Origin of the sequence: Echinicola strongylocentroti (assembly GCF_003260975.1) — a bacterium.
GTDB lineage: Bacteria > Bacteroidota > Bacteroidia > Cytophagales > Cyclobacteriaceae > Echinicola > Echinicola strongylocentroti.
The window spans coordinates 164,642-180,103 of record NZ_CP030041.1; the positions used below are offsets into that span (position 1 = coordinate 164,642).

The following is a 15,462-nucleotide window of genomic DNA, read 5'->3' on the forward strand; positions in this document are numbered from 1 at the left end:
TTTTGGGGATCAATATCCCGGGTTTTGTTCCAGTTTTTCATTTAACAACAACTCCGTCTCCGGTATGGGCATGAGGGTTTCGCGCTGCTGTATGCCCAATTCTTCCACGGCCTTTCCCGTCCGTACCAAGTCCACCCATCTGAAGCCTTCGGCAAAAAGCTCCCTTCTCCTCTCTTCCAAAACCAGCTCAAGGTAGTCCTCCTCGTTGGAAGGTGACACCGGCGTTAGTCCGCGGGCTTCCCGAAGTTCATTGAGCCGATCGAGTCCTGCCAGTCCCTGCGCCTCTGCACTGATCAAGTACATCTCGGCCAGCCTGCTCACGTTGAGCTGGTCTGTACCGGTCTGGCCACTGGGGTATTTATTGACCACGTCCAGTCCATCATAGGTATCCACAGAAACTTCCGCCCGTAAATCCGATCCGGAGAACATTTCCATCGCCCAAGGGTTGGGCTTGAAAACATACGAACCACTCTGGGGATGGGCATAGGTGTAAAACAGCGTGGAAAGGTTGATGCTGGACTCAATGGTGAGATTTACAAAAGCAAAAATCAACTCACTGTTATCCTGTCTCCTGAACATTTTATCAAAACTATCCAAGCTGAGATAGGGCGAATTGATCAGTTCTTCGGCCAAGGTAGCCGCTTCGTCCATTTTTCCCTGCCCCAGCTTGGCACGGGCCATCAGGGCTTTGGCTGCTTGGCTGGACACATAGTTGAAATCACCGCCCAGTTCACCGTTGAAATCCGGAGCTTGTTCGATGGCCACTGACAGGTCCTCCTCGATAAATTGCCAAACCTCCTCGGCCGAATTCCTTGGCAACTTTTCTTGGGTATTTTCCCTGATGATCGGTACACCGCCAAATTTGATCAATAAATTATAATAGATATAGGCCCTGAAGTAGTGCGCCGTTCCGTTTACCTGATTGATCCTATCGGAAGGAGTCATCTCCTTGACATTGGCGATCAGGGTATTTACCTGATAGAGTGCCTCGTAGTATCCTTTCCAGGAACTGTTGACATACCCGTGCTCTGGGCGAAGGATATTGCTGATAAAGGCATTGGTACCGCCGCCATTGGTAGACCCGGCAGAATTGAGGTCTCCCCCCACCAGATCGGGCAAAATGTACGATTCTCTTCCAGGATCGTTCTGAACAGACTGATAGACACCGATCAGGAACGATTCCACATCATCTTCGGTAAGGTCAGATTCCGAAGAGACGGCCGACCGCGGATAAAGGTCCAACTGATTACCACAGGCACTGGCAAGCATAAGTACCAGCAGGCCTAGGGACATTATTTTTATATTCATGATTTTCTTCTTTTTTTGGTTCTAGAAAGCCGCATTGAGCCCCAATCGGATTGTTCTGGGCTGGGGCAGGTTCATGTTGTCATCTGCCATAAAGCGGGCATCGTAATTTTTGGATACCTCAGGATCCAGTCCTGAATAGTTGCTGAACAGGTACAGGTTTTCACCTTGGACAAAAACACGTAGCTTGCTCATCTGAAGCTTATCCAAAATGGACTGGGGCAAAGAATAACCCAAACTCAAGGTCCTCAACCGCAAGAAAGATGCGTCTTCGAGAAACCGGGAAGAGTTATACGTATTGTATCCAGTGCCGTGTATGGCCCTAGGGACTTCATTGCTGGTACCTGGTCCCGTCCATCGCTCTAGGGCAGGCTCCTCTCTAAATCCTTGTCTTCCACTACCCAATCGATCCGTCGTAATCCTCCAAGTGGCATAGATCTCCGACCCTTGGGAGAATGTCAGGAAGGCACTGAGGTCAAAATTCTTGTACTGGAACGTATTGGACCAGCCACCGTAAAAGTCGGGGTTGGAAGTACCGATGATCTGGCGGTCGTCCACATTGATGATCCCGTCGCCATTGACATCTTCATAATGCACATCTCCTGCACGGACTCCCTGGTCGTACAATTGTTCCGGCACTTCCTCGTCTGTCTGGAAGATTCCCAGCATTTTGTACATATAAAAACTGCCCACTTCTTCTCCCACCTGTAGGGTCCTATTGGCGCCGATCAGCAGGGGATCGTCACCCAGCAGCGAGGTGAGTTCATTTTGGATAAAGGAAATATTAAAGCTGGACTGCCATTGCAATTCACCAAATTGTTGATTGTAATCAAACAGAAATTCCAACCCTGTATTCCTCATAGAACCGATATTACTGGTCACACTGCTAAATCCACTGGTCGCATGGATGGGCATATTGTACAGCAGGTTTTCGGTGTTTTTAATAAAGTAGTCAGCCGAAATATTGGCCTTTCCGCTCCACAGTCCCAGATCTATCCCCACATCAAACTGATTGGCCGTCTCCCAAGTAAGGTTGGGGTTTCCAAAAGTGGAAATGGACAGGCCACTGTTTCCACCATAATTGGCACCTCCACTCATCAGGGCTTGGTAGGCATAGCTCCCGATGCCATCTTGATTACCCGTAGCGCCATAACTTGCGCGCAGCTTTAGGTCCGTTTGGGAAAATTTCCAGAAGTCCTCATCCGACACGTTCCATCCGGCAGAAATGGACGGGAAAGAACCATAGCGTTTTTCGGGCGAGAACTTGGAAGACCCATCCGCTCGGATGGATAGTGAAAGCAGGTACTTGTCCTCCCAGCTCAGGTTGGCACGGCTGTAATAGGATTCAAGGGCATTTTCTCCAAATCCCGAGGTGGCATTGGCAATCTCACTGGCCACAGACAGCACATCAAAAGAAGGCGAAGGAAATCCCCTACCATCGATGTAGTTGGTGCTGGTGGTCACTTTTTGGTAGGAATGCCCCACCAGTGCATTCACGGTAAGCTTCCCAAATGTGTGGTCAAAATACAGGGTGTTTTCGATCAGTCCATTGGTCATCATCCTTCGCTCGTCCAGTAGACGCCCCTGCCCTGCCCCATAAGGATGCTCATCAGTGTAATACAGGTAATCTTCCGTATAAATGGCATCAAGACCAAAGGTGTTTTTCAGGTGAAACGAAGGACTGAACTTGATGTCGGCATAGGCATTTCCCAGCATTCTATAATTGTCCAATTTCGTATTTTGCTCATTGATGATCTGCATGTTGTTATGGTATACCAACTCATCGGTTCCGCCTACATAATATTCCCCGTTGGGCTTATATGGCCTGTCAAACGGCCGCTGTCCCATGCTTCGCAGAAAAATAGATGATCCATAGGTACCATTTGGTACGCGGTGGTTTCTCGAAAAACTCAGGTTGGTATTCGTCCCGATTTCCAGCCAATTTACCGCTTGGTGGGTCACATTGATCTTGGCATTGTACTTCTTGTAATCATTGGTCTTGAGTACCCCTTCTTGGTTTAGGTAACCACCAGAAATGTAAAGTTTCGTTTTCTCACTCCCACTGGAAAAGGAGACGTTGACATTGGAAACCAAGGCATCCCTCAGCACCAAGTCCAGCCAATCAGTATCCGGCAGTCCGGGATAGGGGTCCTCCATATAATCCACGAAATTCCCGTCTCCAGGTGAATAGCCATTTTGCTCGTTATAGTTATAACGGGCTTCATTGAGCACCTCTAGGTACAGGTCCGAATCGGCCATTTTTAACTTATCCAAGTTCGGAAGATACTGGACGCCAAAATTGGTCTGGATATTTAGGCTTGATTGTCCCACTTTTCCGGACTTGGTGGTGATGATGACTACACCGTTGGTGGCTCGTGAACCGTAAATGGCCGCAGATGCGGCATCTTTAAGCACTTCGATGGATTCGATGTCATTCGGATTAAGCTCGGACAGCGGGTTCATGCCTTCTCCGAGGTTAAAAAGCGCTGCATTATGGTTGACCAACGGAATACCATCTACTACATAGAGGGGTTCATTTTGTCCACTTAAGGAACCTATACCGCGAATACTCACACGGATATTACTACCGGGTGTGCCCGCTCCAGCACCGACATGGACTCCCGGCATCCTTCCCTGCATCATCTGATCTGGCCCCATTACCTGTCTGAAGTTCTTTTCATCTGGCCGGAAGTTGGAGATGGCACTGGTCACTTCCTTTCTGTCCTGCTGACCATAGCCAATGACCACGATTTCTGAGAGATCGTTTTCTGAGGGCCGAAGGGTAACCGCTAGTTTACTACGGCCATTTACAGGGATTTCCTGGGGATCATACCCGATAAAGGAAATGACCAATATGGCATTTTCGGACAACCCATTGAAGGTGAATTTCCCATCCAAATCAGTGACTGTTCCTTTAGAGCCTCCCTTCACCCGAACGGTCGCACCGGGCAGCGGCTCTCCATCCGTGCTGATTACCGTACCAGTAACCGTTATAGCTGCTGGATCATCAGTGGTCTTTGGCTTGATGACAATATAGGTATCCACCAGCTGGTAGGTAAAAGGTTGGTTGCTGAAGACCTTCGTCAGTGTGGTTTCGAGGGATCCGCTCTTCACGTCCACATACACGGGGCGGGATTGGCTTACTGTTTCATCATTGAACACAAACCGGTATTCGGATTGCGATTCTATCATTTCCATCACTTCTATCAGTGGAAGCCCTTGGGCTTTTAGCGTCAAATCCTGGGAATGGACCTTGGCCGTTACCTGAAAGACGAGTGATAAGCATAAGATTAGTGTCCATTTCATAACCAAAAGGTAATTGGGTGGAGCAAAAGATACCCCGTGTCCACCTTGTCTTAAGTGGGTTAATTTCATAACTTTACAAATTAGATGTTGATCGATAAAATTTTAATGTGAGGTTAAAAGGCATTGATCAGCCTGGCCGGTGGTTTTGCGAGAACCACTGGCTTTTTTTTAGTGAGTGGTGTTTTTTACATAGACTGTTCCGTTTTTAAGTTCAAAATCAATTGCCCCAGACATTTCCAGCATGCCCAATACCTTGGACAGATTGGTATCCATCGATATGGTGCCACTAAAATGCTTTTCGGGAATATCTCCATCAAAAGAGACCTTGATGGCATACCATCGTTCCAATTGCCTCAAAATATCCTCAAGCTTGGTACGCTTGAACATAAATAGGCCATCCTTCCAAGCCACCACCTGTCGAGTGTCTATCTTACTTACCGAAAGCTGGCCATTTGAGAGCGCTTGTTCTCCAGGTGAGATGACCTTGCTCTTATCTTTATGGGAAACCTCGACGCTCCCTTCCAATAAGGTGGTCTTTGTCAAGGGCTCGTTTTCATAGGTGTTGATGTTAAAATGCGTGCCCAGTACCTTCACTTCAGTATCGTTGGCCTGGACGATAAAAGGTACTTCAGGATCGTGGGCGACTTCAAAATAACCTTCTCCCTTAAGCGTCACTGTTCGGGATGATCCGGTAAAATTGGACGGAAAAGCCAAGGACGAGGCACTGTTAAGCCAGACCTTGGTCCCGTCTGCCAACACCACTTGGTATTTGCCTCCCTTTGGCACAAAAATCTTATTTACTTTGCTTTCGGGAGTGGTATAGTCTTTCCTTACATTAAATATCACTTGATCAAGCCGTTTGTCGACAGTGATGCCATTATCCTCCTTTAACGTCCCTTCTGCAGCTCCTTCAAGAAGGATCTCTTCCCCATCTGGGAGGATCAAAATGGCTTTGTCCGTTCCCGGCTCCACATCTACGGTAGCCAGCGTTCCTTGGTCGGTAGGCGGCGCAATGGACAACCATCCACCGTATATCCCCCAGCCCATTATCACCACTGCCAACATCGCTGCCGCTGCTGCATAGCGGATCCACCATTTTTTCTCTTGATTTTCTCTCTTGCCGCTGGATGGAAGGTGCTGCTTCAGCTTGCCAAAGGCCCCTTTGGAATCTATGGAAGAGAAGAAAGCCATCTCTTCTTCCAGTAAATGCTCTTGGCTGATACGCTCATAAAAATCCCTGTTCTCTTGGCTCTGGGAAAGCCAATCCTCCAAACGGTCGCGCTCGACTTCCTCCAGTGTTCCCTTAAGGCTCTTTAGGATAAGCTGAGTATATATATGAATATAATCTTGCTCGTTCATTTCAGTGTATTTGTCCTTATTACACAGAAATGGAAGAAACGGGTGAAAGAAAATATGGGTTTTTTATAAAAAAATATTAATTAATATTGAGGTAACACCGATTAACAATTAATTAACAAAACAAGAACGTATAAGACTTCCGGATTTAGGCGTAACCGCAAGAGTTTAAGTCCCCGTTGCTTTTGGGTTTTTACGGTATTGATAGATACCCCGAGTTGGTCGGCTATTTCCTGGTTGGACTTCCCTTCCAAAAAACCTAAAGTGGAAATTCTCCTGCATCCTTCAGGAAGTGCTTCCATCGCAGCATAGAGCTCATTCAACACCTCTGAGTGGATCATCCGCTGGACGATGGACTGGTCTTGGTTCGATATCTCCGCCATTCCATCATCTATTCCCAAATTGTGTTTTTGATCACGAAGGGCATTGATACTCCTGTTCTTGACAGCTTTAAAAAGGTAGTTTTGGATATACGGTATTTCATGCTCCAGAAGCTCCTCCTTTTGCGCAAACTGGATAAATACTTCCTGCACGATGTCCTCAGCGAGATCTTTGTCTTGGACAAATTGAAAACAAAAATAGACCAGTTTCTTATGAAAATTATAAAACACCTCTTCCAGTGTAGGCTTGGGGCCTATTGGAAATATACTGGTCTGGTCATTCATTTTTTTCATCGAGGTAATTTATCAGATAAGCATTAAGCTGTGCATCGGATGAATCAAAATTAAAGAATAACTGTCCGAAGTTATTTTCTTTAGGTGTTATCAATTTATTAAAAACCCTTAACAGGTTCACTATCTAAGCAAAAAAAGCCTACGAATTAGCGGCTTTTTATCCAGGGCAAACGCGTTTAGTGTTTTGAAAGGAAACAATTTTCGTGTAGGCATAGCTATCATCCGTGCCGCTGGCACTCCTTCGGGAGCTTGAGGAGACCTTAAGCTCCTGCGGATGAATCCGCAGGTTACTAAATTTATCGTGCCGCTGGCACTTTGCCCCGATTTGTACATTGGAAACCGCAGTAGCCTAGGGTCAAGTCAACGCTTAAATGACGGGTAAGGCGGTAGTGGATTTTGGACGAGATCAAGGCGCAAAAACGCCCCTAGCCGTAGCTAAGGAAGTCTTTTTGCAACGTAGAGATAGGCCAAAAGACACACCGGACTACACGTAGGTTTAGGTTTGGCTTGACACTAGATTACCGAATGGCGGGATAGGCTGAAAGAATGATTAGTTGATTTGGATCGTACAAGCCGTCCCAGCTATCTGCTCATGTATAGTGGTTGGCTTGGTTGAGGTAAACCCTGAATAGGCGTTAGCAACTGAGCATCCTGCCTCATCCGCCTTTGGCGGAAGGTTATATAGAAGGTGCAGGTGACCACCTGCACCAAAAATGATTACACACAAAAGTGTAAGTTCCGTAGGAACGGCAGATATAAATGCAAATAGGAACATTTTTTTTAAATGCCTTTCCCCTGGCTTTTTATCTTTTATGGCATGACCGAAAACTAGGATTGCTCACTAAATGTCCCATGTTTAAGATCAACCGTAAACCGCTGTCCATCAACAGTATTAATAACTAAAAAGGCCTCACCTGCTGCATCCACCTCATAAGCATATGGACTCCCGGTTTCTGTCAACCAAAAATAATGCAACTCACCTTTCTTAAGCTTTCTCCGCGGTATGTCCAAGGATCTGCCATTAATGGGAGAATGTACTTTCTGACCATTTTTATAGATTTGGATCAGTGGGTTTTCCTTATTATACCAATCTTCGACATAAGTAAAATACTGGCCGTCATTGGACAATAGACCAGATGACTTTCCTGAATAATTGTAGTCTGCTTGCCAAAGCAGTTTTTCAACTCCATCAACCACTTCAAATACGTTGACTTTCCAATCCGACCGATAATCACCCTCCCCTTTTTTAGCGTCTACCGCCTGAATCTTTGCGATGTACTGGCCATTCTCTGATGAAACCTCAAAGGCACACCAGCACACCTCTTTGGCAGATAATTGGTGAAAAGAAAATAGCACCAATAAAGCAATTAGTAGATTTTTCATAAAAATGAATCGTTAAGTAAATAAAAGACTTTCACATCTATATATCCGCAATGACACCCGTAATCGCAGCAATAGTAAAATAGGTTATCACAGAAAGCACCAAAATCTCAGAAAAGCCTTATTTCATTCTGGGTATTCTGTGCGTTCGGTGAGCAATAAACTGTACTGCTAAAAAGTGTATAGTCATGCTTCCTTAAACCTAACTAACCGCCTATAAATAAACAATTTAACTGGATAAAGTTTATGTTATGTAGGAGGAATACCAAGAAGCGAGAAAATAAAGCAACCCGTCCAACAGCCTGTACTTCCAAGGCGCTGAACGGGTTGCTACTATTTATGATCTACTTATTAAACCCGGAATATGCATTAGCCTATCTACGCCACGGCGCACAGGTATTGCGACCTGAAACTGCTTCAAAATCAGCCGTTTCACTTTAGTTTTCGGCATAACCGTAGCGGTGCTACGCTAATGCCTCCAAACTAACTGATTTTCTTGCAATTTCAGCTCTCACTACGATTCCTAACGCATAATCCGGGTTAAAACCAGATTGGATTTATCAATACCCGGGATTCTGACGTAAGCCTGGGTTTACTTTTAAGCTACTTTCAGGAAATGGCCATTGGTACTGATGGTTGGAAAACGTCCTGTCTTCAATCTTGAGACTGGTCACCTGTCCATTTTCTTTTCGTGTATGGCCTAATGCTGACTCGTTCAGCACCTCTTCGGCTATTCTCCACCGCAGAATGTCTGCGTAGCGCAAGCCTTCTCCTGCAAACTCAACCCTTCTTTCATTCCGTACCAAGTCGATCCATTCCTCTTGGCCATAGCTGCTAAAGGTAGGAAGGGTCACATTGGCCACACTCATGTCCAGTCCAGCTCGCTCCCTGACTTGATTGATGCATTCTTTGGTCAATGCATCCACTTCCCCCATCATGATCTTGGCTTCCGCATAGGTCAACAGTACTTCCGCATACCTCAATAAACCGTATTCCATGTTGCCATTTCTGAATGCATCATTTTCAGAAACAAACTTCTTAAACCAATAGCCCGATTTACTAGCCCTTTGGTTTTCGTAAAACATCGGATTATTGGAGTTGTAGATATCGATGGTTTCCCCGTAGAATTCATCCCCATGCCCCATGATAGAAGCTTGATAGCGTGGGTCCCTGTTCAGGTCTGGGTCTAGCTCATACTCTTCCTTGGTGTGAAGTGGGCAGTTCTCGATAGTCCTTCCTTGCTTGGTCCAGTAGCTGTCCACCAGGGATTTCAACGGCACGCAATAGGACTGGCCATTGCCTGTACGGAAGTGCGGCCCCAAATCCCTGAAGGAATAAGAAGTGCTTCCGCTGTGGCTCTCTTCGTCCAAGTGCACAATAAATTCATCGTTGTTGGAGGCCGCTTCATACTGGAAAAGATCCCCGTAATTTGGGTGCAAGCTATAGTTTCCACTGTCCATAATTTCCTTGGCCATTCGGGCGGCCAGCTCATACCGTCCGTGGTACAGGGCATAACGCATGATCACGGCTTTCAGGGACAATTGGTTAAACATATATTTGTTGGAGGTGTATTCATCCATGGGGAGCTGATTGGCTATTTCCTCTGCCATAGGAAAGATGGTTTCCAAAATTTCCTCCTTGGGCATCGCTGGCTGCCTGGCATCATCGAGGTCAGCCGGCTCCAGCGTAAAGGGCACATCTCCCCAGTAGAACGTGAGTCTAAAGTAATGCCACATCCTCAGACCTTTCAGGATATTTTCATATCGGGTCCTGATGCTTTCATCTTCTACATAGGGTTCGCTGATATTATCGATATACGTGTTGAGCCGGCCCACATGCTTCATATAGGTCGCATAATAATACTCCATCCCAACGTTACTGGCATTCAGGGTTCCATTGGCGATGGCTTGGTGGTGGTCGCTAAAATCCCTGGCGTATGCATTGTCAGATCGACCATCCAGCATATACAGTAAGCTCCTTCTATTGCTGTGATGGGTAAAGACGTCATAAAAACTACTATAGGTAACCCTTCTGAGGTCGTCTTCATCATTGAAGAATTCCGTAAATGAGGTAGCCGTTGGATCGGTCTTGTCCAGAAAGGTTTCACACCCCGAAAGGATAAAAACGGAAACGATTATACAAATTACTTTTTTCATGGTCTTTTCTTGATTAGAGAATTGTGAATTTTACACCCAAACTGTAACTGGCCATTCTTGGGTAATTGCCAGTGCCCCCGTTTCTTTCTGGCTCCAGCCCTTCCCAGTTGGTAAAGGTGAAGGCATCTTGGGCATTGATATACACCCGCATGTTCTTAACTCCCTTGGTGATCCGAGGGAAAGTATATCCTAGCTGCAAGGTCTTGATCCTGAAAAAGGAAGCATCACCAAGCCAGACATCGCTGAGCTCGGAATTAGGAGTGGTTCCGGTCCACACCCGTGGAAAACGGCTGTTGGGATTGTCCGGTGTCCATCTATTGTCCATATAGTATTGTCGGGGAGCACCGAGGTCATTGTTTTCTCCATCCATAAAGATTGGAAATCCTTCTTGTCCTCCAAGCCTACCGGTCCTTCTCCCTACACCATGTCCGAGGAAGCTAAAATCCCAGCGCTTGTACCGCAGGTCCAGGGTGATCGAATAGTTCATATGGGGAAAGGGATCACCGAGATCTACACGGTCCTTATCATTGATGACACCATCACCATTTTGATCCACGTATCGAATATCGCCTGGGCGGGTGTTAGGAAGCTTAGCAGAAGTTTCTTCTACCTCTTGCTCGTTTTGGAAATACCCATCGCTTTCGAAGCCATAGTAATTGTCCAAGGCAATTCCGCGATACCAGATTTTTTCGTTATTGTCCTTAAAGATCAAGGTATCCGATTCATTGTACCCTGCCTTGAGCACTTTATTGTTGTTTTCAAACAGCATCCCGCCCACGGTATAGGACAGTTCACCGATATTGTCACTCCAAGATCCCGATAGTTCCCAGCCTTTGTTTTCTACCTCTCCAACATTGACGGCTGATTCCAAACTGTGTGATCCCGTCAAAGGTGGTACAGGAAACTCAGAATAGATCAGGTCAAAGGAATGTTTCTTATACACTTCGGCTGTAAAGCGAAAACGGTTGTCAAACATCGCCAAGTCCACGCCGATATTGCCCTGTCGTTGCTTCTCCCAGCTAAAGCTCGGATTGGGAACCCTCATCGTCCAGCCCCAGTTGTTTACCACTTCCTGCCACAGGTAGGGATCCACATTTTCATTTCCGATCAACCCATAGGAAAGTCGGATTTTCAGGTTACTGATCAGCCCATTCTGAGTGACCCCGGACAGAAACTTTTCGTTGTGGGCATTCCATGCCAAAGCCCCAGAAGGGAAAAATCCCCACTGATGGTCTGGCGCAAACTTACTGCTTCCATCACCACGGGCGGTCACCTCCAAGAGGTAGCGGTCATCAAAGGAATAATTGAGTTTTGTATAAAATGAAGCCTTGGCTATTTCCCTGTAATCGGTGTAATTATAGTTCATGATTTCGGTACCTGCCACGAGGTAGAGTTTATCCTGTTCTTTCCTCAGGTCGCGCTCATAATTGATATTAGCCCTTGCGGTGAGTTGGCTGACGCTGACGCCCTGATCCGAATCCACGGCATTTGCCCAAGTAGTCACAGGGATACCGTCTCCATCAAAAAACTTAAAAGTCTCCCGCTTGTATTTATTGGCGGATTTATTGATCATATAGGAAATGTTACCATTGATGTGCAAGTTGTCATTAATGTGGTAACGCGGCCGCAAGTTGATGGTACTTCTGTCGTATAAGTTGTTTCGCTCACCTCCATGGTTAATGGATGCTACAGGGTTCATCTCATTGTGAAGGATATAGTGGTCGGGAAGATCCGAATCATAGAACACAGGCTGCGTAGGGTTCATCCTCCAGGCTATTTTATACAGCCCATGACCATCAGAATTGGCTTGTAGCCTGTTTACCTGTAACCTTCTTGCATAAAAATCCGCAAGAAGGACAAACTTGTCATCAATATGGATATCGGTATTGAATCGGGCACTGAACTTTTCGGACCCCTCATAGGTGTTCAGTCCATTTTCTTTCAGATAGCCGAGCATCAGGTTAAAGGTCCCGACCCCTCCACCACCGGAAATATTGGTGGACATGTTATAGGAATAGGCCCTTCTTTCCATTACCTCATCGAGCCAGTCAGTGTCCGTGGAGTTGCCATTGGCGGCATTGGTAATATCTTCGTCGGTAAACTGTGGCGTCTGGCCTTGGTATTCCCTTGCTTCGTTGTTCAGGCGCATATAATCAGCTGAATTCACGAAAGTAGGCAAATCGATAGGGTCATTGATAGCTGCCCAAGAATGAAGGTCTACCTTAAACTTCCCCGTTGTACCTCTGTTGGTCGTGATGATGATGACACCATTGGCACCTCTGGATCCGTACATGGCAGCAGAGGCAGCATCCTTGAGGACACTAATGCTCTTTACTTCATTGGGATCAATATCAGTAAGAGACTGCTCCATGCCATCCACGATTACCAACGGGTCGGCGTTTTGCAGCGTGCTGATACCTCGGATGTTGATGGTTCCGGGCACACTTCCGGGGAGGTTGCTTCCTTGGAGCATCGTCACGCCTGGCAGCGTACCGCTAAAAGCCTCTTGCAGCTTAAAAATAGGACGCATCTTTGCTCTTTTCATGTCCAATTCTGCTATAGACGAAGCCACATGCTGCTTCTCTATGGTATTGTAGCCCATGACCACGACCTCATCCAAGGCGGTGCTTTCTTCCTGAAGGGTCACATTGACCTCGCTCCGTCCATCAATAGGGATTTCCAGGTTTTTATAACCAAGCATATTGAAGATCAATGTCCCCGCTTCTTCTGCACTGATGCGGTAGTAGCCATCTATATCAGTCACGGTTCCCACATTGGATCCCTTGATCAGGATGGTCGCCCCCGGCAATGGCTCCCCGTTTTCACTGGTGACTCTTCCGGTGATCTCTCTTTTGGCATACTTCTCTGCCACCTTCTTCACGGAAATATTATCTCCGTCTTTCCTGAAATTAAGCCCCCTGCGCTCTAGCATCTCCATTAGTTCGCTTAAGCTAATATTGTCCCGGTGAAGGCTGAACCGGTCCTTGCTCTCGGCAATTTGTTTGTCATAGAGAAATACTAAATCAGTCTTGGTCTCTACTTGATGAAAAACATCCGTAAATGCCGCCTCATTGGCATATAGGGAAAAGGTGATCTGCTCCGGTTCCTGGCCATTGGATGAATTGGCCAGAAGCACCTGCATCACAAATAACTGAACCATAAAGGCATAAAATAGTCGCTTCGATATCAAAATCGATTGTTTTAAGATGATGGAATACATAAATTTGTAAATGTTAACTGATGTTAATGAAATCGATATGGCCCGTACCTGCTGCAATCAGGTAGGGGCTTTTTTTGTGTGAGGTTTGACAACGTGTTACATAGGCATATTAGTTACAAGGGTTTCCTTTAAATACTACGGTGTTTTCTTCTGTTATTTGCCAGTCAATTTCCTTTATGAACTTGATTTGATTGAGCAAAACTTCCAATTCGCCCATCTTTAGTTTGCCCGAAAAGGCGCAGTTTTCCAGCGCCATCGGTTCAAAACGAACCTCATAACCATACCATCTATCGATGAGCGTAGCCAGTTCTTTCAGTGATGTACCATCCAAAAAGCACATCTGGTTTCTCCACGCACCGGCCATTTTCAGGTTGACAGGATGTTTAAGGAGTATTCCCTTTGCGTCAATAGACGCTGCTTGATTTATTACTAGCAGTTCTTCCTGCTGGCTGTCCTTGGTGACATGGACGTTAACTTTTCCTTCAAACACACTGACTTGGGAGTCATCGGCAGGATAGGCACTTATATTGAACTGCGTACCCAGCACTTCTGTAGATAGCTCGCCTGCAACTACTCTAAAAGGCCTTTCAGGGTCTGAGACCACGTCAAAAAAAGCCTCTCCGGAAAGCGCTATTTCCCTGCTGTCATCACCAAAATCTTTTGGATAACGAATCTCTGAAGCGACATTGAGCATTACATGGGAACCATCCGGGAGAGTGATGTTAAGTTGCTCACCTTTGCCTGTTGATTGGGTGATCCAATCCTCTTGCTGCGAATGGGCTGTAAACATCCAATATCCTCCAGCTAGAATAAGCAATGCGGCCGCGGTTGCCTTCCACCAATGGGAAATTTGCTGGATGGAGTAGTGCTTTGTTTTTTCCTCCTTTTCTTTCTTTGCTTTTATCCGATTCAAAATCTCCTTTTTAAGGATTAAAAGATCCTGATCGGAATCTTCAGCTTTCTCGGAAAAATGTTTTTCAAACCACTGATCCACCAAAATGCTTTCATCGGCGCTGGCCTTACCTTTTAGGTATCGCGTCAATAAATCATTGAATTGTTTTTTATCCACCATTCATTGTGTCCTTTGACCTGATAGTGGAAATTATTGGGGGGTGCACCTATAAAAAATTGAGGTTATAGGTGGATTTAACGATTATATAACACTGATAAAAATAGGGTAACACTAAAACGTATCGGCCAAGGAAGCGGCAATGATAAATGCCATCTTCACCTCAGGAGAATTTCTGAGATGGTTCAGCGCCTTATTGATCTGGTTTTCTACGGTACTTTTGGAAATTTTCAGTTGTTGGGCGATTTCCTGATTGGAGAGGTGATCGTATCGGCTGAGGTAAAAAATCCTCTTACACTTGGGGGACAGTGCTTCCAGGCACTCCTTGATTCTAGCGTCTAGCTCTTTATAATGCAATAAATCCTCAATGGGACTGTCCACAAGGATATGGTTAAATTCATCTATAAAATGCTCCTGCTGCTCTAGTTTCCGGATATGGTCCATCAATCGGTATTTGGAGGCCTGGTACAGGTAAGCATACAGGTTTTTGATTTGGAGTTTTTCCCTTCTATTCCACAAATCCAAAAAGATTTCTTGGACGAAATCTTTGCTGAGTTCTTCATCTTTGGTAAACGACCTGCTCACTAGAAAAATTTTTTCCCAGTAACGTTCATATAACTCTTCAAAGGCCTCCCAAGATCCCAACCTTAACTCGTCTAATAGCGTGGTGTCTGTTTTATGACAGCTGTCCATTTCTTATTGGTTTTCACATTTGGCATTCCACTGCCCTGGATAGTCCTATCTGCTGTCTCTACCCATCTTCTACTACCCCATTACAAAACCACGAAATTATATAAGCTATCCCCAAATTCCATCAGTATTAAAATAAGTTATTGTTAAGCTTTTACCAAAAACAGGTATAAACGTACCTAATAATGTCAATTCGATATTAAGCCCGGATTTCAAGACATCGGAAAAAAATAACGTAAAGTAGCCTATTTATTAGACCACCACATTAGGCACATAGGGCACAATAGGGGAATTTACGTATTTAAT

Annotated in this window: 9 protein-coding genes; all 9 read right to left on the bottom strand. The window is 45.6% G+C overall.

What is annotated here, in order from left to right:
- Window positions 1-9: 9 nt before the first annotated feature.
- The 9 genes from DN752_RS00655 to DN752_RS00705 all read right to left on the bottom strand — a co-directional run bounded on the left by DN752_RS00655 (window position 10) and on the right by DN752_RS00705 (window position 15,159).
- The gene (locus tag DN752_RS00655) at window positions 10-1,308 is read right to left on the bottom strand and encodes a RagB/SusD family nutrient uptake outer membrane protein (protein ID WP_112782181.1); all 1,299 of its coding nucleotides are present in this window, start codon (window positions 1,306-1,308) and stop codon (window positions 10-12) included.
- 21 nt (window positions 1,309-1,329) lie between these two features.
- Entirely contained in the window at window positions 1,330-4,611 is a 3,282-nt protein-coding gene (locus tag DN752_RS00660) for a TonB-dependent receptor (RefSeq protein ID WP_245949407.1), read from the bottom strand.
- Window positions 4,612-4,779: 168 nt separating this feature from the next.
- Window positions 4,780-5,970, bottom strand: a complete 1,191-nt coding sequence (locus tag DN752_RS00665) for a FecR family protein (protein WP_112782183.1) — start codon at window positions 5,968-5,970, stop codon at window positions 4,780-4,782.
- A 101-nt stretch (window positions 5,971-6,071) separates the two neighbouring features.
- The gene (locus DN752_RS00670; RefSeq protein ID WP_112782184.1) at window positions 6,072-6,641 is read right to left on the bottom strand and encodes an RNA polymerase sigma-70 factor; all 570 of its coding nucleotides are present in this window, start codon (window positions 6,639-6,641) and stop codon (window positions 6,072-6,074) included.
- Between the two features lie 828 nt (window positions 6,642-7,469).
- Complete coding sequence (locus DN752_RS00685; RefSeq protein ID WP_112782187.1) at window positions 7,470-8,024, bottom strand: hypothetical protein; 555 nt, start codon at window positions 8,022-8,024, stop codon at window positions 7,470-7,472.
- Between the two features lie 557 nt (window positions 8,025-8,581).
- On the bottom strand, window positions 8,582-10,177 hold the full coding sequence (locus DN752_RS00690; RefSeq protein WP_112782188.1) for a RagB/SusD family nutrient uptake outer membrane protein: 1,596 nt from the start codon (window positions 10,175-10,177) through the stop codon (window positions 8,582-8,584).
- 13 nt (window positions 10,178-10,190) lie between these two features.
- Window positions 10,191-13,397 carry a SusC/RagA family TonB-linked outer membrane protein gene (locus DN752_RS00695; RefSeq protein WP_112782189.1) on the bottom strand — a complete coding sequence of 1,069 codons (3,207 nt, stop codon included), beginning with the start codon at window positions 13,395-13,397 and terminating at the stop codon, window positions 10,191-10,193.
- A gap of 109 nt (window positions 13,398-13,506) precedes the next feature.
- Window positions 13,507-14,469, bottom strand: a complete 963-nt coding sequence (locus DN752_RS00700) for a FecR family protein (protein WP_112782190.1) — start codon at window positions 14,467-14,469, stop codon at window positions 13,507-13,509.
- Window positions 14,470-14,580: 111 nt separating this feature from the next.
- Complete coding sequence (locus DN752_RS00705; RefSeq protein ID WP_112782191.1) at window positions 14,581-15,159, bottom strand: RNA polymerase sigma factor; 579 nt, start codon at window positions 15,157-15,159, stop codon at window positions 14,581-14,583.
- Window positions 15,160-15,462: the final 303 nt, after the last annotated feature.

Bases quoted from the DNA above. Each gene is read 5' to 3' on its own strand.
- DN752_RS00655 (WP_112782181.1), bottom strand. From the start codon at position 1,308: ATGAATATAAAAATAATGTCCCTAGGCCTGCTGGTACTTATGCTTGCC.
- DN752_RS00660 (WP_245949407.1), bottom strand. From the start codon at position 4,611: ATGAAATGGACACTAATCTTATGCTTATCACTCGTCTTTCAGGTAACG.
- DN752_RS00665 (WP_112782183.1), bottom strand. From the start codon at position 5,970: ATGAACGAGCAAGATTATATTCATATATATACTCAGCTTATCCTAAAG.
- DN752_RS00670 (WP_112782184.1), bottom strand. From the start codon at position 6,641: ATGAAAAAAATGAATGACCAGACCAGTATATTTCCAATAGGCCCCAAG.
- DN752_RS00685 (WP_112782187.1), bottom strand. From the start codon at position 8,024: ATGAAAAATCTACTAATTGCTTTATTGGTGCTATTTTCTTTTCACCAA.
- DN752_RS00690 (WP_112782188.1), bottom strand. From the start codon at position 10,177: ATGAAAAAAGTAATTTGTATAATCGTTTCCGTTTTTATCCTTTCGGGG.
- DN752_RS00695 (WP_112782189.1), bottom strand. From the start codon at position 13,397: ATGTATTCCATCATCTTAAAACAATCGATTTTGATATCGAAGCGACTA.
- DN752_RS00700 (WP_112782190.1), bottom strand. From the start codon at position 14,469: ATGGTGGATAAAAAACAATTCAATGATTTATTGACGCGATACCTAAAA.
- DN752_RS00705 (WP_112782191.1), bottom strand. From the start codon at position 15,159: ATGGACAGCTGTCATAAAACAGACACCACGCTATTAGACGAGTTAAGG.